Source organism: Acidimicrobiales bacterium (assembly GCA_022452145.1).
GTDB lineage: Bacteria > Actinomycetota > Acidimicrobiia > Acidimicrobiales > MedAcidi-G1 > UBA9410.
This window is the reverse complement of sequence record JAKURY010000033.1, coordinates 1-18,546: the sequence shown is the minus strand read 5'-3', so window position 1 is coordinate 18,546 and position 18,546 is coordinate 1. Positions and strand designations below refer to the sequence as shown.

The 18,546-nt window shown below is 69.3% G+C and carries 19 protein-coding genes and 5 tRNA genes; 13 read left to right on the top strand and 11 right to left on the bottom strand.

What is annotated here, in order from left to right; translation table 11 throughout:
- Nucleotides 1-247: 247 nt before the first annotated feature.
- Together MK177_09765 and MK177_09760 are read right to left on the bottom strand one after the other, a co-directional pair.
- Nucleotides 248-324, bottom strand: a tRNA-Arg gene (locus MK177_09765).
- Nucleotides 325-395: 71 nt separating this feature from the next.
- Nucleotides 396-489 (bottom strand) — tRNA-Ser (locus MK177_09760).
- Between the two features lie 61 nt (nucleotides 490-550).
- On the opposite strand from MK177_09760, the gene MK177_09755 reads away from it, so the two are divergent.
- Nucleotides 551-638 (top strand) — tRNA-Ser (locus MK177_09755).
- Nucleotides 639-671: 33 nt separating this feature from the next.
- Here the strand turns inward: MK177_09755 and pheA are convergent.
- Complete coding sequence (gene pheA, locus MK177_09750; protein MCH2427599.1) at nucleotides 672-1,619, bottom strand: prephenate dehydratase; 948 nt, start codon at nucleotides 1,617-1,619, stop codon at nucleotides 672-674.
- Between the two features lie 19 nt (nucleotides 1,620-1,638).
- On the opposite strand from pheA, the gene larB reads away from it, so the two are divergent.
- The 5 genes from larB to MK177_09725 all read left to right on the top strand — a co-directional run bounded on the left by larB (nucleotide 1,639) and on the right by MK177_09725 (nucleotide 6,526).
- The gene (gene larB / locus MK177_09745) at nucleotides 1,639-2,394 is read left to right on the top strand and encodes a nickel pincer cofactor biosynthesis protein LarB (GenBank protein MCH2427598.1); all 756 of its coding nucleotides are present in this window, start codon (nucleotides 1,639-1,641) and stop codon (nucleotides 2,392-2,394) included.
- Complete coding sequence (larC, locus tag MK177_09740; GenBank protein MCH2427597.1) at nucleotides 2,391-3,617, top strand: nickel pincer cofactor biosynthesis protein LarC; 1,227 nt, start codon at nucleotides 2,391-2,393, stop codon at nucleotides 3,615-3,617. Before larB ends, larC begins: the two co-directional genes overlap by 4 nt.
- Nucleotides 3,618-3,668: 51 nt before the next feature.
- On the top strand, nucleotides 3,669-4,394 hold the full coding sequence (locus MK177_09735) for an MBL fold metallo-hydrolase (GenBank protein ID MCH2427596.1): 726 nt from the start codon (nucleotides 3,669-3,671) through the stop codon (nucleotides 4,392-4,394).
- A gap of 61 nt (nucleotides 4,395-4,455) precedes the next feature.
- Nucleotides 4,456-5,442, top strand: coding sequence for an oxidoreductase (locus MK177_09730; GenBank protein MCH2427595.1), 987 nt, complete (start codon nucleotides 4,456-4,458; stop codon nucleotides 5,440-5,442).
- Between the two features lie 55 nt (nucleotides 5,443-5,497).
- Nucleotides 5,498-6,526, top strand: a complete 1,029-nt coding sequence (locus MK177_09725; protein MCH2427594.1) for an LLM class flavin-dependent oxidoreductase — start codon at nucleotides 5,498-5,500, stop codon at nucleotides 6,524-6,526.
- A 59-nt stretch (nucleotides 6,527-6,585) separates the two neighbouring features.
- Here MK177_09725 and MK177_09720 read toward each other — a convergent pair.
- Nucleotides 6,586-6,672: transfer RNA gene (locus MK177_09720), tRNA-Leu, on the bottom strand.
- Between the two features lie 131 nt (nucleotides 6,673-6,803).
- Here MK177_09720 and MK177_09715 point away from each other — a divergent pair.
- Together MK177_09715 and pknB are read left to right on the top strand one after the other, a co-directional pair.
- On the top strand, nucleotides 6,804-8,003 hold the full coding sequence (locus MK177_09715; GenBank protein ID MCH2427593.1) for a protein phosphatase 2C domain-containing protein: 1,200 nt from the start codon (nucleotides 6,804-6,806) through the stop codon (nucleotides 8,001-8,003).
- Between the two features lie 42 nt (nucleotides 8,004-8,045).
- Complete coding sequence (gene pknB / locus MK177_09710; GenBank protein ID MCH2427592.1) at nucleotides 8,046-9,953, top strand: Stk1 family PASTA domain-containing Ser/Thr kinase; 1,908 nt, start codon at nucleotides 8,046-8,048, stop codon at nucleotides 9,951-9,953.
- A 16-nt stretch (nucleotides 9,954-9,969) separates the two neighbouring features.
- Here pknB and MK177_09705 read toward each other — a convergent pair whose 3' ends face one another.
- Nucleotides 9,970-10,548 carry an aminodeoxychorismate/anthranilate synthase component II gene (locus MK177_09705; GenBank protein MCH2427591.1) on the bottom strand — a complete coding sequence of 193 codons (579 nt, stop codon included), beginning with the start codon at nucleotides 10,546-10,548 and terminating at the stop codon, nucleotides 9,970-9,972.
- 93 nt (nucleotides 10,549-10,641) lie between these two features.
- On the opposite strand from MK177_09705, the gene MK177_09700 reads away from it, so the two are divergent.
- Nucleotides 10,642-10,956, top strand: a complete 315-nt coding sequence (locus tag MK177_09700) for a cell division protein CrgA (protein ID MCH2427590.1) — start codon at nucleotides 10,642-10,644, stop codon at nucleotides 10,954-10,956.
- Between the two features lie 95 nt (nucleotides 10,957-11,051).
- Here MK177_09700 and MK177_09695 read toward each other — a convergent pair whose 3' ends face one another.
- Nucleotides 11,052-11,306, bottom strand: a complete 255-nt coding sequence (locus tag MK177_09695) for a hypothetical protein (protein MCH2427589.1) — start codon at nucleotides 11,304-11,306, stop codon at nucleotides 11,052-11,054.
- Between the two features lie 125 nt (nucleotides 11,307-11,431).
- On the opposite strand from MK177_09695, the gene MK177_09690 reads away from it, so the two are divergent.
- The gene (locus MK177_09690) at nucleotides 11,432-11,953 is read left to right on the top strand and encodes a DoxX family protein (GenBank protein ID MCH2427588.1); all 522 of its coding nucleotides are present in this window, start codon (nucleotides 11,432-11,434) and stop codon (nucleotides 11,951-11,953) included.
- Between the two features lie 15 nt (nucleotides 11,954-11,968).
- Nucleotides 11,969-13,072, top strand: coding sequence for a phosphotransferase family protein (locus MK177_09685; protein MCH2427587.1), 1,104 nt, complete (start codon nucleotides 11,969-11,971; stop codon nucleotides 13,070-13,072).
- Nucleotides 13,073-13,084: 12 nt separating this feature from the next.
- On the opposite strand, the gene MK177_09680 is transcribed toward MK177_09685, so the two are convergent.
- Together MK177_09680 and MK177_09675 are read right to left on the bottom strand one after the other, a co-directional pair.
- On the bottom strand, nucleotides 13,085-13,495 hold the full coding sequence (locus MK177_09680; GenBank protein MCH2427586.1) for an MmcQ/YjbR family DNA-binding protein: 411 nt from the start codon (nucleotides 13,493-13,495) through the stop codon (nucleotides 13,085-13,087).
- A tRNA-Ala gene (locus tag MK177_09675) sits at nucleotides 13,468-13,544 on the bottom strand. The genes MK177_09680 and MK177_09675 overlap by 28 nt, the downstream gene beginning before the upstream one ends.
- A gap of 95 nt (nucleotides 13,545-13,639) precedes the next feature.
- On the opposite strand from MK177_09675, the gene MK177_09670 reads away from it, so the two are divergent.
- Entirely contained in the window at nucleotides 13,640-14,707 is a 1,068-nt protein-coding gene (locus tag MK177_09670) for a DNA adenine methylase (GenBank protein ID MCH2427585.1), read from the top strand.
- A 41-nt stretch (nucleotides 14,708-14,748) separates the two neighbouring features.
- On the opposite strand, the gene MK177_09665 is transcribed toward MK177_09670, so the two are convergent.
- From MK177_09665 to xseA, 3 genes are read right to left on the bottom strand one after another with little or no spacing between them, the layout of a single operon-like run.
- The gene (locus MK177_09665; protein ID MCH2427584.1) at nucleotides 14,749-15,570 is read right to left on the bottom strand and encodes a hypothetical protein; all 822 of its coding nucleotides are present in this window, start codon (nucleotides 15,568-15,570) and stop codon (nucleotides 14,749-14,751) included.
- A gap of 27 nt (nucleotides 15,571-15,597) precedes the next feature.
- Nucleotides 15,598-15,831, bottom strand: coding sequence for an exodeoxyribonuclease VII small subunit (gene xseB, locus MK177_09660; protein MCH2427583.1), 234 nt, complete (start codon nucleotides 15,829-15,831; stop codon nucleotides 15,598-15,600).
- Nucleotides 15,828-17,120: an exodeoxyribonuclease VII large subunit gene (gene xseA, locus MK177_09655; GenBank protein ID MCH2427582.1), complete on the bottom strand. Its 1,293-nt coding sequence runs from the start codon at nucleotides 17,118-17,120 to the stop codon at nucleotides 15,828-15,830. The genes xseB and xseA overlap by 4 nt, the downstream gene beginning before the upstream one ends.
- Before the next feature lie 224 nt (nucleotides 17,121-17,344).
- Here xseA and MK177_09650 point away from each other — a divergent pair.
- Nucleotides 17,345-18,546: AMP-binding protein (locus tag MK177_09650; protein MCH2427581.1), on the top strand; the 1,202-nt coding region annotated here is incomplete at its 3' end.

The following is an 18,546-nucleotide window of genomic DNA, read 5'->3' as shown; positions in this document are numbered from 1 at the left end:
CCCTCTGGGGCACGTCGAGTTGTTCGAAGGAGCTGAGTATCCGCTCGGCGCATGGGCCAGCGCCAGGAGGCAATTCTTCAAGCGCGGCAAGATGCCCTCGGACCAGAGCGACCGCCTTGAGGCGTTCCCCGGTTGGCACTGGGGATGGCAGAGGGGAAATCCCCGGTCAGGAGACTGAGTCTTCGGGGAACGGCCCTTGCCGTTCGCGGAGTTCATCTGGTTGGGGGTCCTGACCTGCGAACTTGCTTGGCGCGCTCGAAGGGACTCGAACCCCCAACCTTCTGATCCGTAGTCAGATGCTCTATCCAATTGAGCTACGAGCGCAAGGGACCGAGTGTACGGCCGGCCCGGAATTGGCCCACCGCCGGTGACCGGTGCTACCACAGGAGGGAGACTGGCGGAGAGGGTGGGATTCGAACCCACGATGAGCTTTTGGGCCCATACTCCCTTAGCAGGGGAGCGCCTTCAACCATGCTCGGCCACCTCTCCTCGGGCACGGATGCTACCGGCGGCCCCGAGACCGCGTACCCCCGCCGATACGCTGCGCGGCGGAGGGATGGCAGAGTGGACGATTGCGACGGTCTTGAAAACCGTTGAGCCTCACGGCTCCGGGGGTTCGAATCCCCCTCCCTCCGCCACCGACCTGCTGTCGTAGGCGTCGCCGTCCCGACTCAGCCCCGGATGCGCGAGCGCAGGTCGTCCAGCCAGCCGTCGGCCGACTGCGACGCCTCGGAGGCCTCGTGCCGTACGGCATCGCCGTCGGAACCGGCGGCCGGATAGGAGCCCAGGAACTTCACGCTGCCGTGCTTCATGTGGAGGTTTCTGAGGCAGTCGGCGACCAGCTCGTCGACAAGGTGGCCCTCGAGGTCCATCAGGAAGCAGTAGTCACCTAGCCCCTGCCTGGTCGGGCGTGATTCCAGCCGGGTCAGGTTGAGCGACCTGGCTGCGAACTCCTGGAGGATCCCCAACAGCGATCCCGGGCGATCGGCCCGTTGGAACACCACGAGGGACGTCTTGTCGTGCCCGGTCGGTGGTGGAATGCCGTCGGCAGCCACCAGCACGAAGCGTGTCTGGTTCTCGGGGTGGTCCTCTATGTCGGCGGCCAGGACGTCGAGCCCGTAGGTCTCCGCGGCTCGGCTCGGGGCGATGGCCGCGGTCCGCCTGTCGGGCGCCTCGGCCAGCATGCGGGCAGCATCGGCTGTGGAATTAGAGGCGTGGACCTCGGCATCGGGCAGGTGGTCGGCCAGCCAGCCACGGCACTGGGCGATGGCGTGGGGGAACGAGACGACGCGGTCGACGTCTGCCAGCGTCGTGCCGGCGGCGACCATGAGGTTCAGCTGGATGGAGATCACGACCTCGCGTTGGATGAGCAGGTCGGCGTCGAAGGCCAGCGTGTCCTGGGTGATGTTGACGCTGCCCTCGATCGAGTTCTCGATCGCCGCGAATCCAAGGTCGACCTGGCCGGCGACGACCCGGCGGAACACCTCGGGAATGGACGGTGCGGGCCTCAGGTCCAGACACGCCAGGTCTGCCTGGGTGTACAGGGCCTGCTCGGTGAAGGTGCCCGGGGGACCCAGGTACGCCAGCGTTGAACGGTCTGGGGGTGCGAGGTCGGCCACGACGGGCAAGGATAGTGACGTGGACGCCGACGCCCTTCGTGTATTGCTGGACGACGTGGCCTCAGGCGAGGTGGAGCCCGACGATGCGGTGCGGCGCCTTCAGCGCCTGCCGTTCGTCGACATTGGCATAGCTCGCGTCGACCACCACCGTGCGCTCCGTCAGGGAGTGCCCGAGGCCGTCTACGGCCCGGGCAAGACCGCCGAGGATGTGGCCCTCGTGGTGGCCGAACTGCTGGAAGGCGGCACCGGGCCGGTCGTGCTCTCACGGGCCGAAAAGGCTCAGGCGGAGGCTGCGCTGGCCGTCGACGGATCTGGCACGGCGTTCGGCCGCACCGTGGTGTGGCGTCGGGCGGAGCCCAGGGCGGAACGGGTCCTCGTGGTGACCGCCGGGACGGCCGACGCTCTCGTGGCCGATGAGTGCGCGGCGGTGTTGTGGGCCCACGGGATCGAACCGGGCCGGCTGGCCGACGTAGGGGTGGCCGGCCTCCATCGCCTGCTGGCTGATCTGGATCGGGTGTACGACGCCGACGCCGTGGTCGTGGTGGCCGGCATGGAGGGGGCCCTGGCGAGCGTGGTTGGGGGCCTCACCGGCGCCCCGGTGGTGGCCGTGCCGACCAGCGTGGGCTACGGCGCCTCGCTGGCCGGCGTGACCGCCCTGCTCGGCATGCTGGCGTCGTGCGCATCCGGCCTGAGCGTGGTCGGGATCGACAACGGGTTCGGTGCCGCCTGTGCGGTGCTCCGCCTGCTGGGTCCGCCGAAGGAGGCATCCGCATGACCCGGTTGGCCTGGTTTAACAGCTTCTCCGGGATTTCGGGCGACATGGCGCTGGGGGCGCTCATCGACGCCGGTGCTGACGTGGCCGAGGTCCGGAACATGCTGCGTCGGCTGCCCGTCGACGGCTGGACGCTCGACGCCAAACCGACCTTGCGCTGTGGCCTGGCCGGCACGAAGGCCCGTGTGGTCGCCGCCGACGGCACCGTCCACCGCACTGCCGCGGACATCCAGTCGATGATCGCCGCTGCCGGGTTGCCCGAACGTGTGGCCCTCAGGGCATCGGCCGTGTTCAGCGCCCTGGCCGACGTCGAGGGCCGGCTCCACGACTGCCCGCCGTCGGAGGTGCACTTCCACGAGGTGGGGGCCATCGACAGCATCGTGGACGTGGTCGGTACCTGTGCTGCCCTCGAGGTACTGGGGATCGACGAGGTGTGGTCGGGGAGCGTGGCCACCGGCCACGGCATGGTCGATTCCGCCCACGGCCTGATCCCGGTCCCTGCCCCGGCCACCATCGCCCTGCTGGCCGGGGCCCCGACCCACGGGTCAGACGTGCCCTTCGAGCTCACAACCCCGACGGGTGCCGCCCTCTTGGCGGCCCTGGTCGTCGGCTGGGGGCCGATGCCGGCGATGGTCGTGGAGGCCACGGGCTACGGGGCCGGGGACCGCGACCTCGACGGGCGTCCGAACCTCGCCCAGGTGGTGGTCGGCACGGTGGCGGAGGCCACGCTGGGCTTCCCCGGTTCAGGCCAGGCCCTGGTCCAGCTGGAGGTCAACGTCGACGACGCCACCGGCGAGACGCTTGCCCATGCCATCGGGGAGTGCCTGGCCGCCGGAGCCAATGACGCCTGGATCACCCCGATGGTCATGAAGAAGGGTCGTCCGGCACACACGGTGAGCGCCCTCTGCGATGCCGGGGTGGTGGCCGCGGTGGCCGGGGTGCTCACCGCCGAGACTGGCTCCCTCGGGGTGAGGGCCCACACGGTGGAGCGGTGGGCGACGTCCAGGACAATGCACGCCGTCGAGGTGGACGGGTATGCGGTGGCCGTCAAGGTGTCGGCCGGTCGGGCCAAGGCCGAACACGATGACGCCGCCAGGGTGGCGCGGGCCACCGGACGGCCGTTGCGTGACGTCGTGGCCCTGGCGGAGGAGGCCTGGCGGAACGGCGCCGGGCAGGCCGGGCCCTCCGGAAGCATCTCCTCGCCGAACGAAGACAGGGCGATCTGAGCGATGGCTGTTGCGGGCCGCCCGGTTCAGCATCCCTACGATGACCACACCATGACCTCCGGGACCGACGACCGCTTCTACTTCCGCCAGCTGCTCTCGGGTCGGGACTTCGCCACCGGCGACCAGATGGCCCGCCAGATGGTCAACTTCGTCTACCTGATCGGTGATCGTGGGACCGGCGAGGCGGTGATCGTCGACCCGGCCTACGACGTGGCCGGCCTGCTCGACGTGCTCGAGGCGGACGGCATGCGCTGCACGGGGGTGTTGGCTACCCACTACCACCCGGACCACGTGGGCGGCTCGATGATGGGTTTCGACGTGGCCGGCGCCAGGGAACTCATGGAGCACGTCTCGGTACCGGTGCACGCGCAGCGCGAGGAGGTCGAGTTCATCGCCAAGGTGACAGGCCTCGGCGATGACGAGATCGTCGGCCACGAGAGCGGCGACGTGGTGACCGTGGGAGAGGTCGCCATCGAGCTCATCCACACCCCTGGGCACACCCCGGGCAGCCAGTGCTTCCTCGTCGATGGCCGGCTGGTCGCCGGTGACACGCTGTTCCTCGAGGGCTGTGGTCGGACCGACCTGCCGGGCGGTGATCCAGCGGCGCTCTACCACAGCCTCCACCACCGGCTGTCACGGGTGCCCGACGAGGCGGTTCTCTATCCCGGCCACCTCTACTCGCCCCGACCGTCGGCCCCGATGGGTGAGACCCGCCGGGACAACTTCGTGTTCATGCCGCGCTCCGAGGAGCAGTGGCTGGCCATGTTTGGGAGTTGACCGGATCCGTTCCGGCCTGATCCCGATCGGACCTCGACCGACCACGAGCGGAGGATCCCAGATGTTCAGAGCCCTGAGGCTCGACAGGCCCGCTGACGGCTTCAGTTGCGAGATCGTCGAGGTGACAGACGACGACCTGCCCGAGGGCGACGTCCTGGTCGACGTCGGGTATTCGACGGTCAACTTCAAGGACGGCCTTGCGGTCACCGACTCGTCGCCGATCGTCCGGAACTTCCCGATGGTTCCGGGAATAGACCTAGCCGGCACCGTGGCGGCCTCCGATTCTCCCGACGTGGCGGTCGGCGACCGTGTGGTCGTCAACGGTTGGGGGCTGGGCGAGGACACCTGGGGAGGGTTCTCCCAGCGGGCCCGGGTAAGCGCCGGGTGGACCGTCCCGATCCCCGACGGCATCACCCCGTTAGAGGCGATGGCCATCGGGACGGCGGGGTACACGGCGATGCTCTGCGTGCTGGCGCTTGAGGACCATGACGTCACGCCCGATTCCGGTCCAGTGCTGGTGACCGGCGCCGCCGGAGGGGTGGGAAGCGTGGCCGTGGCGCTGCTGGCCGCTAGGGGCCACGAGGTCCACGCCTCGACGGGGCGCCCCGCCGAGGCCGGGTACCTGACCCGACTCGGGGCGTCGGTGGTCGTCGATCGTGGTGAGCTTTCCGATGGCGGGGGCCGTGCCCTGGCCCGTGCCCGATGGGCCGGCGCCGTGGATGCGGTGGGGAGCCACACGTTGGCGAACGTGCTGGCCCAGATCCAGCCGGAGGGGTGCGTGGCGGCCTGTGGCCTCGCCCAGGGCATGGACCTGACCACAACGGTGGCACCGTTCATCCTGCGGGGCGTGACGCTGCGCGGGGTCCATTCGGTGCACGTGCCGCGGCCCCGGCGGCTGGAGGCCTGGCGGCGCCTCGACGAGGACCTGGACCGCGACCTGTTGGCGTCGATGACACGCGTGGTGGGCCTGGCCGAGGTGCCCGGGGTCTCCGAGGAGATCCTGGCCGGCCGTATCCGCGGCCGTGTAGTGGTAGACGTCAACGCGTAGGAACGTTGCCGTCGTGAAACTCGGGCTGGGACTTGACGTCTGGTCTGAACCCCGCGTGGACCTGCCCCTGCGGCGGGTCCTGCTGGCCGAGCGGTTGGGCTTCGACTCGGTCTGGACGGCCGAGATCTACGGCGCCGATGCGGTCACGCCGTTGGCCTTCCTGGCCGCCCACACCCGATACCTCAGGCTGGGGAGCGCCGTGGCCCAGGTGCCGGCCCGACCACCGACGACGACGGCGATGCAGTTCGGGACGTTGGAGGCACTGGCCCCCGGACGGGTGGTCTGTGGGCTCGGCCTGTCGGGCCCACGGGTGGCCGAGGGCTGGTACGGCCAGCCGTGGGGGCACCCCAACCAGCGGCTCCGGGACTACGTGGCGATCGTCCGGCAGGTGTTCCGGAGGGAGGGTCCGGTCGCCCACGACGGACCCGAGTTGGAGCTTCCGTACACGGGACCCGGGTCGGTCGGTGCCGGTCGTCCGCTGAAGCCGATCCTCCACATGAACCCCGACCTGCCCATTTTCCTAGCCACCGGTGGGCCGGCCAACGTGCGCCTGACCGCCGAGGTGGCCGACGGTTGGCTGCCGCTGGGCTACACGCCGGGGAGTGCCCACCTCTACGCGGACGACCTGACCGAGGGGCTGCGCCGCGGGGGTCGGACGATGGCGGACCTGGAGGTGCAGGTCGGGGCGACGGTGAGGATCACCGACGACGTGGCAGCCGCATTCGACGCGGCCAGGCCGGGCGTGGCCATGAGGGTCGGTGGCTACGGGCCGTCGTCACACAACTTCCATCGGGACGCCATGGTCCGTCGGGGATTCGGCGAGGCGGCCGATCGGATAACCGAACTGTTCGCCGCCGGCCGCCGTGGCGAGGCGGCCGCCGCAGTGCCAGACGACTACCTGGACGACGGTGCCCTTGTGGGATCCCGGCAGCGCATAGCCGAGCGGTTCCAGCAGTGGCGGTCGACCCTGGCGACGGGCCTCACGGTGCGACCCACCTCGATTGACGAGATGGAGCTCTTGGCCGAGTTGGCCGGCTGCGAGCCACGGCCCGATGTCGAGGTCCCGCCGGGTCCAGTGTTCTGATCAGCCGTTCCACCGGGGTGGGGATCCTGGTCGGACGGGCCCGTGAGCGGCGCCGACCGTGGTGCGCGAGGAGGGACTTGAACCCTCACGTCCTTGCGGACACAGGAACCTGAATCCTGCGCGTCTGCCAATTCCGCCACTCGCGCGAGCAGCGTCGGAAAGGCTAACGGGATCCGAACAGATGAGACGCGGCCGGCGCCACCACCCGCCCGGACCGGTTCCGGGGCGACCGGTAGTATCGCTGCACCGTGGGTGCCGTGCTTCTCGTCGACCTTCCATGCCCCGGATCCGAGGGGCCGTACGCGTCACCGGGAAGGCCGTGATCGCCTCCCGCCGTACGCCGCGGGACCGTTCTGTGCGGTTGGATGCCGGAACGGCCACCCACACGGGCCGGATCCGGACCTCCAACCAGGACGCGGTCGGTTCGGTCGACGACCTGTTCGTGGTCGCCGACGGGATGGGGGGCCACCGTGGGGGCGAGGTGGCGTCGGCCGAGGCGGTGGCAGCCATGCTGGCCGGCTTCGACCGCTGCGACCGGGCGGGCCTCGTGGAAGTGGTCCGGTCGGCCAACAGGACGATCCTCGAGCGGGCGGCCCTCGAGCCGAACCTCTCAGGCATGGGCACGACCCTGTGTGCGCTGGCCGTCGTCAACTCGGCATCGGGTGACGAGGCGCTGGCCGTCGCCAACATCGGAGACAGCCGTGTGTACCGCTACGCCGTTGGGGAACTCACACAGGTGAGCGATGACCACAGCCTGGTGGCGGACTTGGTGCGGGCCGGGGAGATCTCCGTCGAGGAGGCTGCCCGCCACCCGCAGCGCAACATTCTCACCCGGGCGCTGGGCATCGAGGCCGACCCGGTAATCGACAGCTGGGAACTCGAGCCGGTGCTGGGCGACCGGTACCTGCTGTGCAGCGACGGGTTGTTCAACGAACTCGACGACGACCGACTGGCCGAGGCGCTCGCCGTGGGATCTGTCCAGGAGGTGGCCGACCGTCTGGTGGACGAGGCCGTTGACAACGGTGGCCATGACAACGTCACGGTCCTGGTGGCCGAGGTCGTGGGCGGGCCGGAAGTCCGCGATGCCGACCGATCGGCGATCCCTGCCGCACGCTCTGAGCGATCCTTCCGTGGTTCGGAAGGGATCGACGAGGGTCCAGACGTCCTGCGGACTGGCCTGGCCATGGCGGCCTTCGTGGTGGCGACCGTCGTCCTGGTACTCGGCCTCTACGCCCATCAGGGGTGGTTCATCGGGTCGGACGATGGCGACGTGGCGGTCTTCCGCGGCCGACCATCCGGCCTCCTGTGGTTCGAACCGACGCTCGTGGAGGGCGGCGACCTTCGGGTGGCCGGGTTGGACGGGCCGACGCGCATCGCCGTGGGCGAGACGATCGTGGTCGGGTCCCTTGACGAGGCCCGACGCCTCATCGAGGGCTTCCGGGCAGGGGTGGGAACCGGTAGCGGCGAGAACGCCTGACCGACGGTCGGGAGAAACGGTCGGGCGGTAGAATCGCGCGCCGTGTCAACGCCGGGACCAACCGTCTTCAACGAACGGTACGAACTTCATCGCCAGATCGCCCGGGGCGGCATGGCCGACGTCTACCTGGCGCGCGACCTGCTGCTCGACCGACCGGTCGCCGTCAAGGTCCTGTTCGACGAGTTCTCCGGTGATCCCAGCTTCGTGGAGCGCTTTCGTCGTGAGGCGCAGGCGGCGGCGAACCTGAACCACCCCAACATCGTCAGCGTCTACGACTGGGGTGAGGAGCAGGGCACCTACTTCATCGTGATGGAGTACGTCGAGGGTCGGAGCCTCGCCGAGATGCTGAGGACCGAAGGCAGCATCCACCCGGATCGGGCCGCCGACATTGGCGCCGACATCGCCGCAGCCCTGGCCTTCGCCCATCGCAACGGCCTGGTGCATCGTGACGTGAAGCCCGGGAACGTGCTGGTGGCACCCAACGGGCAGGTGAAGGTGGCCGACTTCGGCATCGCCACCGCCCTGGTGGGCACCAGGAACGACCTCACCCAGTCCGGTTCGGTCATGGGCACGGCCACCTACTTCTCGCCGGAGCAGGCGCAGGGGCGCCCGGTGGACCCACGCAGCGACTTGTACTCCCTGGGGATTGTCCTCTACGAGATGCTCCTCGGTCGACCGCCGTTCACCGGCGAGACGCCGGTGGCGATCGCCTACCGGCACGTCCAGGACAGCCCCCTGTCGCTGCGGGCAGCCGGCGCGGCGGTGGCCGAGTCGCTGGAGGCGATCACCCTCAAGCTGCTGGCCAAGAACCCGGTCAACCGGTACCCCACAGCCGAGGACCTGCGTGGTGATCTCCGGCGCTACCGGGAGGGGGCGCACGACCTCAGGGTGGCAGCGCCGGGCCCCCTACCGCAGGCCAGCCCCGCCGCTCCGGCACCCGCCCCCGCGCCGGACTTCGGGCACGGCGCGCGTCACCGGCGTGACGACGGCCTCCGCCGGACCGCTCTGTTCACGGTGGTGCTGGCCGGGCTGCTCGTGGCATTCGGCTACCTGGTACTGGAGTTCTTCGACACGCTTGGCGTGAGCGGCGACGATCCCGCTCCGGCCGGCATCACGCTCGTCGAGGTGCCCACCCTGATCGGGCGACCGTTGGACCAGGCCCGCGACACCCTGCGGGAGGCCCACCTCAGCGTGCAGATGGACTATGAGGTGAACTCGGACTATCCGGAGAACACGGTCTTCCGCCAGGAGCCGGAGGCTGGCACCAAGATCGAGCCCGCGGAGACGGTCCGGCTGTGGGTGAGCCGTGGGACTGGTCCGATGGTCCTCCTCGACGTGTTGGGCGACCTGGCCACCGACGCCACCAGGGACCTCGAGGCGATGGGCCTCACGGTGGAGACGGTAGGTCAGGAGCACCCGGTGGTCCCGGACGGTGAGGTGATCGACCAGTCACCGGATCCGGGGTTCGAGATCACGCCTGGGGCGAGGGTGATCCTGTTCGTGTCGACCGGGCCGGCCGTCGAAGAGGTTCCCGACCTGAGTAACCGGCCGGTGCTGGACGCCATGAACATCGTCTCCAAGTTGGGCTGGCAGGCCAGTACAACCGAGGAGCGCAGTCGAACGGTGCCGATCGGACAGGTGGTCCGGACCGAGCCTCCGGCCCACAGCGAGTTGGCGCCGGGAGGCACTATCCAGATCGTGGTGTCGTCCGGGTTGCCGTTGGTCCTGGTGCCGTCGGTCGAGAGCATGCGTGAGACGGCCGCCGTCCAGGCCCTGGAATCTGCGGACCTCGAGGTGAACGTCCGCTACGAGCCGCTTCCCGCCTACAGCCCCAACGATGGACGGGTCATCAGCCAGAGCCCGATCCCCGACGTCGAGGTGGACTTCGGAATCACCGTGACCATCGTGATCGGGCAGGCCGAGGGCGGCCCACCCGATTCCTCAGGCTGAACGGTCCCGGGTCGGTTCAGGCGATCCGGGCCAGGAAGTTGGCCAACAGGTCGTGTCCGCCGGTCGTCAGGATCGACTCCGGGTGGAACTGCACGCCCTCGACGTCGAGTTCACGATGGCGTAGACCCATCACCAGCCCGTCATGGCTGGTGGCCGTGACCTCGAGCTCGTCGGGTACCGAGTCGCGGTCGACGATGAGCGAGTGATAGCGGGTGGCCTCCAGGGGCGCTGGCAGGCCGGCGAACACGCCGGCACCCTCGTGGTGGATCCAGGAGGTCTTGCCGTGCATCACCTCCGGTGCCCGGACGACGTCTCCACCCCAGGCGGCACCGATGGCCTGGTGGCCTAGGCACACCCCGAGCACAGGAATGCGACCGGCGGCCCACAGGACGGCCGCGGTGGAGACGCCTGCATCCTCAGGTCTACCGGGACCGGGACTGATGAGCAGGGCATCGGGTTCGAGTGCGGAGATCCCGTCCAGCGTGATGGCGTCGTGCCGGTGGACGAGCGGTTCCGCGCCCAGCTCCCCCAGGTACTGGACGAGGTTGTAGACGAACGAGTCGTAGTTGTCGATGACCAGTACGCGGGCGCCCATCCGGAGCACGCTAGCCAGCGACGTAGTGGGCGCAGTCTGGGAATCGGGTCCGACCCGCCCGGGTAGGCCGTCGGTTGCCCTATCCTCCGGGGCATGTCGAGTAGCGAGAACGTCGAGCCACAGGACGCACCGACGCGGTCCGGTCCGGCCAAGCGCAGGGTCCAGGGCGGTCGGGTCACGCCCAAGGGCACGCGGGCCGGTGCACGGCCGGACAACTCCATGTCGGCGGGCCACGAGCCTTCCCCGACGTGGCTGGCGGCCCTGATGTTCGGCCTGCTCGGCCTGGGCGTCCTGATCATCTTCTTCAACTACGTGGGCTGGATGCCGGGCGGGACGAGCAACGGCATCCTGCTGCTCGGCTTGGGGTCGATCCTCGGCGGGATCATTACCGCGACGCAGTACCACTGACCGCTGGCCCGCCTGCGGGATCGCCGGGGTGAGTTACACTGATGTGATTCGCCCACAGGGTTGTCCACAGGCTGTGGACGACGCCTATCGGACGCCTACCAGTCCTCGGCCTGCTGGAGTTCCATGTCGTCCATGCAGTGGCGGGGTGGATCCGGAGCCTCGTCGGTGGCCACGGTCATGCGGACCTCGGTGCCGCACAGGCTGCACCGGTACTGCAACTTCACCTTGCGGAGGTCGCCGACCGGTGGAGGCTCGGGTAGCGGCGTGGCCAGGGCCCGTAGCACGGCGATGCCCATGCGGAGCATGAACACGGCCGCGGCGATGGCGACGGCGATCTTGAGGACCAACACCCTGCCAGCCTACGGGCGGGTACCGGTCCGGACCGGCGGAGCAGAACCGCTTCGCGAACCGCCGGTAGTGTCCGCCCAGCCCACCGTCCGAGCGCCGGGCGGAACGGCCGATCCGGAGGAACACCATGGAGCCGACAACTGCGACCGACCTGGCCCTGCTGATCCTGCGGTGTGTCATCGGGCTGACCATGGCTGCCCACGGCTGGAACAAGTTCACCGGCGGCGGGAAGATCCCGGGAACCGGTCGCTGGTTTGACAGCATCGGCATGCGACCGGGTCGCCTGAACGCCTATCTGGCCGCCTCCAGTGAGGTGGGAGCCGGCCTGCTGCTGGCCGTTGGCCTGCTCACGTCGTTCGGAGCGGCGGGGATCATCGGCGTGATGACGGTGGCCGGATGGACGACGCACCGCAGCAACGGCTTCTTCATCCTTAAGGAGGGCTGGGAGTACGTGTTCGTCCTGGCCTCCATGTCCCTGGTGGCGGCCGTCCTCGGTCCCGGTTCCTGGTCGGCGGACGACGCGCTGGGCATAGCCGGCGACCTCGACGGCACGACGGGTCTCCTGATCGCCCTGGTAGTCGGCGTGGGTGGGGGTGTAGCCCAGATGCTCACCTTCTACAGGCCGTCCAGCGTGGCCGGGGTCGACTGACCGGTCCCACTTTCCGTGCCCGACCTCTTCAGAAGTCCGCCGGACGACGACCTGGACCTCCGGGCGCTGGAGGCCTGGCTGGTCGACCGCCTTGCCGACGACGGGGTAGACGCCGTGCGGTTGGCGGCACCGGACCGGCCGGAGGGCGGCTATTCGGGAGACACGCTGATCCTCCCGGCCGTGCTCCTCAGGGACGGGTGGGAGGTGGAGGAGACGTTCGTCGTTCGACGTGAGCCGCCGGAGCCGGCCATCTACCCGGCACAGTCGCCGGCGGCCACCGTCGAGGTCGGGTTGCAGTGGCGCGTGCTGCGGAGCCTGCAGGACCACTCCGACTTGCCCGTCGCACCGCCCATCGGTTTCGAGCCTGGTGTGGACGTCCTGGGAGGGCCATTCTTCGTGACCGGCTTCGTGGCTGGCGACATTCCGCGGGAGGACCCGGCGTACGTGGCTGAGGGCTTCTACGCGGAGGCCACGCCGGAGCGCCGGCGGGCCATGAACGAGGCGGCTGTGCGGACCATCGCCACGGTGAACCGGGTCGACTGGATGGCAGCCGGCCTCGGCGACCTCGTCCCGGAGGGATTTCAGCCCACGAACCTCCGTCAACTGGACCTGTGGGAGGAGTTCGCCTCGGTTGAATTGCGCGGGCGTCCACATCCGATCCTGACCGAGGGGTGGCGGAAGCTCAGGGCCGACGTCCCGTTCGACGGGCCGCCGGCCCTCTGCTGGGGCGACTGTCGGCTGGGGAACATCTTCTGGGAGGACGCCACGCCGGTCTGCCTGACCGACTTCGAGGGGGTGGCCATCGCCCCGGCGGAGTTCGACCTCGGATGGTTCCTGAGCTTCGACCGGTGGATCCACGAGGCTTGTGGGAACCCACGTCTGGATGGCGAGCCCACCCGGGAGGACCTGGTCGGCCTGTATGCGGAGGCGCTGGGTCGCCGGCCCGAGGGCGTGTGGTGGCAGGAGGTCTTCGGCGCAGCCCGGTACTGCGCGATCGTGGTTCGGGTCGTCAACCGCCTGGAGGAACGCGGGGCCCTGCCGACGGGGAGCGACCTCTACCTGGCCGGAGGGGTCACCGAGTGCCTGCGGATGCTGCTCGACGAGCAGGATCCGTATTGACCGGCGGCTACGTCATTGCCTCCGGTCGACGATGAGCCGCTTCGGAGCGGTCAGGCGCCAGGACTCCTCCACCACCACGGCCACCTCGTCCCAGTCGAGGTCTACGTCCAGCCTCAGGCCCACCCAGCCCCGCGGGCCCACGTAGGGAGGCACGAAGAACCGATCGGGTTCCTGCTCGACGAGCTCGGCCTGGACCCCTGGAGCCGCCTTGAACCAGATTGTGGGACGTCCGTCGACGGGATGCTCGTGGAGGTTGCAGAAGGCCGGGCGCTTCACGACCCCGAAGGTCGGCGCTCCGTGGTTCAGGCGTTCCTCCACACCGGGCAGGGCGAGGCAGACCTCCCGGAGCCGGTCGAGCAACTGTGCATTGAACGGAGCGCGGGGTGGGTGGTCCATGGTGGAGCTGATGGGAATCGAACCCACGACCCCCTGCTTGCAAAGCAGGTGCTCTAGCCAACTGAGCTACAGCCCCGTGTCGTCTCCTGGGGACACGACTCAGCGTAGGGCCATGGGGCACGATGGCGGGATGTCGAATACCGGACAGGGCAACCCGGCGGGACCAGTGGCGTGATCAAGTACCTGGGGTCGAAGCGCCGCCTGGTTCCGGTGCTGGGTGGGCTCTTCGAGGCATCGGGTGCCCGCACGGCCCTCGACCTCTTCACCGGCACCACCAGGGTGGCCCAGGAGTTCAAGCGGCTGGGTGGCCTCGTGACGGCGGTGGATTCCGCTCGCTATGCGGAGGTGTTCGCCCGGTGCTACGTGGTCGCCGACGCCGACGAGGTGGATCGCGGCGAGGTGGCCGAGGCCCTGGGTCGCCTGGCCGACCTACCGGGTGAACCCGGGTACTTCACCGACACGTTCTGTGAGCAGTCCCGCTTCTTCCAGCCGTTCAACGGCGCCCGGATCGACGCCGTACGGAACGTCCTGGAGGCTGAGTTCGCCGACTCACCGTTGTTCCCGATCCTGTTGACCAGCCTCATCGAGGCAGCCGACCGGGTCGACTCGACCACCGGGCAGCAGATGGCGTACCTGAAGGCGTGGGCCCCCAGGTCCTTCGGGCACCTCGACCTCCGGATGCCCGACCTCCTGGCGGGGACCGGAACGGCGGTGCGAGGCGACGCCGTGACCCTGGCCTCTGCGCTGGGCCCCTTCGACCTCGCCTACCTGGACCCTCCCTACAACCAGCACCGGTACCTCACGAACTACCACGTCTGGGAGACCCTGGTGGCCTGGGACGCGCCGGAGCACTACGGGATGGCCTGCAAGCGCATCGACTGCCGCGATGAGGTCACCAAGAGCGTGTTCAACCGGAAGCGGGAGATGCCCGGTGCGCTGGCAGCCACGGTGGCCGGCCTGCAGGCCGACGTCGTGGTGCTGTCGCATAACGACGAGTCCTGGCTGGGCTTGGACGAGCTGGTGGAGATCTGTCGCCCGCTCGGCGAGGTGGTCGTGCTCTCGTTCGACTCGAAGCGGTACGTCGGGGCGCAGATCGGGATCCACTCTCCGGGTGGCGAGCGGGTCGGCGAGGTCTCCCACCTGCGGAACGTGGAGTACCTGCTGGTGGCAGGCGATCCGGCCCGGGTCCGCCGCATGGTGGAACCGTTGGCCGGAAGCCAATCGGTTCACCTGCCCTGACCGGGTCCGGCCCAGGGCTACCACCGGTGGGTTACGCCGGGTCAGGCTGCCATGGGCCGGCCGAAGGGCAGGTCGGCGAGCCATCCGGCCAGGAAGGCTTCGGCCCGTTCGCAGGCGCCGAGGAGCGGGCCGTCCCGGTGGCCGACTACGTCGCCGATGATTGCCGACACCATGTCTCGCGCCGCTCCCGTCTCGCCCATGAGCGGACCGGCGGTGGTCACGAAGTCCGGGAGGGCCAGCACGCCGTTTCGTCGGCAGTGGGCTACCGCCCTCGTGGTGATCGGGAGTGGTCCGGTCGGAACCACGACGCGTGCCTGCAGGCGGTCGGCTGCGACATGGTCGATGGCGCCTACCCTGGCGCCGACGAATAACAGGTCGGCCGTTGCCGTGAGCGGATCTCCGGCTTCGACGAGCGACAGGCCCCGGGCGGTCAACTCCTCTACCAGGGCTGCTCCGGCCGATCCGTCCACCACGGCGGTACCTGCGTCCGGACAGGCCGCCAGGCCGGCGGCCACCGCCCCGGAGGCGAGCAGGGCGGCGTCGGTCGGGTCTTCGAGGGTGCCCAACTCGCCGGGGAACACGCCCTTTCCGGCGGTGAGGCGGTAGCCGGCGTCCCATCCGGCCACCTCGTCGGCGAAGGCGGCGATGGCTGCATCCCGCCCGTCGGGCGTGGCGTTCACACCTGCCGAGACGCCGGTCTCTCGACGTTCCAGCGAGGCCAGGGCGTAGGTGACCGACCGGGCCAGGTCCTTCGCTCCGCCCTGGAGGATCCTGGGTGCCAGGCGCACCACCCCGTGGCCCGGTACGTCGCCGAGGTCCACTGCCAGGAAGGCGTCGGTGGAGGTGGCCTTGCGTATGAACACGGGTGCGGTTTCGCCTATCGGGTCGGATCAGGACCCGTCGGGGTCCGGGTCGAGGGCGGCCACCACCTGTTCGACCCGGAGGCGGGCGTCGTCCAGGCGGGATCGGCAGTGGCGTATGAGCACGTCGGCCCGCTGGACCCGGTCGGCCAGCTGGTCCACGTCGGTGGTCTCGGACTCCAACGTGGCCAGGATCTGCTGCAGCTCGTCGAGGGCATCGGCATAGCCGGGCAACTCTCCCGTCGCCTGGTGCTCGTCGCTCACGGCGCCTCCCCGCGGTCTGCTGGTTCCGTCCCGTCGACGGTGCTGGTGACCGTACCCCCGGCGACCTGTGTGACAAGTGGGTCGCCGGGTGCCACGTCGGCCACCGAACGGACGAGGGTTCCGTCGGCCAGGCAGGTGATCGACCATCCCCGGGCGAGGATCCGGGCCGGGTCCAGGGCCCTCAGGTTGTCGGCGATAGCGGTCAACCGATCGTCCTGACGCTTCAGGATGGCCGCCGAAGAGCGACGCATGCGTCCGATCGCGTCCCCGAGTCGATCGGCCCGACGGTCCAGCACCGCTGTGGCCGACGCGGTGGTTCGGCGGGCCAGGTCGTCGAGCAGGCCGGCTGCCCGGTTGACGGCGCTGCCTGCCCGCCCGGCGATGGCCGCCTGCAGGTCGGCCACCGCGTCGGCGTATGCGGTCACCTGGGCGACGACGGCCACCGCACATGCCGTGGGGGTCTTGAAGGCGGTGTGGGCCACCTCGTCGGCTACCGAGCGGTCCACCTCGTGTCCGATTCCGGTCACCACGGCCACGTCCAGGGTGGCGATGGTCCGGGCCAGGACCTCGGCGTCGAAGGCGGCCAGGTCGGCAGCCGATCCGCCACCACGGACGAGGGCGATCACGTCGGGCCGGTGGGTGGCGACAATGTGCAGGGCCTCGGCCAGGTCCACGGCCGCCCCGTCGCCCTGGACCCTGGCGTCGTGCTCCAGGACGGTGAACGGGAACCCGCTACGGGCCAGCTCCTCCCTGAAGTCGGCGTGGGCGGCCGATCCGACGCTGGTCACCAGGCCGATGCGCAGCGGTGGAACCGGGATCGGGTTGGCCCGGTTGGCTGTGAGGAGGGCCTCGTCGGACAGGACCCTGAGCAGCCGTTCGCGTTCGGCGGCCAGGCGGCCCAGCGTGAAGCCGGGGTCGACGCCGTGCATGATCAACTGGAGGCGACCGCTGGGCGGGTAGAAGTCGATCCGGGCCCGGATGCGGACCTGCAGGTCGTCGGCCAGGGCCAGGCCGCCCGCCTCCGACAGCGTGCGGTCCACCCGCTCCCTGGCGTTCCTGAACAGGGCCACGTTGAGCCTGGCGGCGACGGTTCGGCCCGGCTCGTCCGATGGTTCGATCAGGTCGAAGTAGGCGTGGCCCGAGCGGGCGTCGTGGAAGTTGGAAACCTGGCCCTCAACCCACAGGTCGTCGGGAAAGAGCGCGGATAGGCCTTCCTTCAGAAATTCGCCCAGTTGGCCGACGGTCATCACCGCCGGTTCGTCGATCGGCGTCTGGGGCTCCGAGGTCACGGTGGCGACCCTACCGACCGTGCCCGGCCACCTTTTCGTGGGGCTGACCGACTGGCAGGTTGTCACGGGGTCTTTACTGCCTAACTGTGTTTTCGGCACATGCCGGGGCTACGTTCCACCGGTCGGTCGTCATTCGTTTGATTCCAAGAGGTTCAAGGATTGACGATCGAAATGGGGTCACCTAATTTCCGGCGGTCGATCGGCGGGAACAGGAGGGGTGGAACATGGCATTGACGGTCGAGGAGCGTCCGGCGTCTCATGTACCGGCTCCGGCCGTCACCGTTGCGAGCCTCGCCCGCGACTGGGGATCCAGCGACCCGGCCCGCATCGCCATGCGGGAGAAGGACTTCGGCATCTGGCAGGAGTACTCCTGGGCACGCACCTGGGAGCTGATCCTGGATGCCGCTCACGGCCTGCTGGCACTGGGCATAGAGGTCGGCGACCGTGTCTCCATCCAGGCCGAGGACCGGCCCGAGTGGGTCATCCTGGACCTCGCCACGGTTGCGGTACGCGGCATCACGGTCGGCTTCTATCCGACCAATCCCGCAGCCGAGGTCGAGTATCTCCTGGTTGACTGCGGGGCCACCGTCCACCTTGCCGAGGACCAGGAGCAGGTCGATCGGGTGATCGAGATCGACTCGGCCATGGTCCCGAACCTCTCCAGGATCATCTACTGCGAGCCCCGTGGCGTGCGGACCTACTCCGACGACCGGCTCATGGACTGGGACGACTTCCTGACCATCGGTCGACAGCACCGGGCCGAGAACCCCGACGTAGTGGTGGGCCACATGGCCGATGCCCGGCCAGACGACATCATGACGCTGGTCTACACGTCGGGGACCACCGGTCCGCCCAAGGGTGCCATGCTCACCAACGCCAACACGGCGTTCTGCATCACGCGGATCATTGGTGACGACGGGCTGAGGGGGAATCAGGTACCCACGGCTGACGACCTGGTGGTCACCTACCTGCCGTTGTGCCACGTAGCCGAGCGCATCTTCTCCACATGGCACATGGTCTCCTGCGGGCTCTGCCTCAACTTCGCCGAGTCGATCGAGACGGTCACGGCAAACCTCCGCGAGGTCCAGCCCACGCTCTTCTTCGCCGTACCGCGCATCTGGGAGAAGCGCCACGCCAGTGTGGTGATCAAGGGCGCCGACGCTTCACCGTTCAAGCGGCTGTGGCTACGGTTCGGGCTGAAGCTTGCCTCGGTGATCGGCCGCGAAAAGGTGGCCAACGGCGGCCTGCATACCACGAAGAGCCGCCTGTTGAACCTGATCGGCTATCCGCTGGTGTTCCGGGCCCTCCAGGAGCGAATCGGCCTCCGTCGCTGCTGGCACGCCGGATCGGGCGCCGCGCCCATTGCCCCAGAGGTGTTGGAGTTCTTTACCGGCATCGGCGTACCGGTCTACGAGCTGTACGGAAT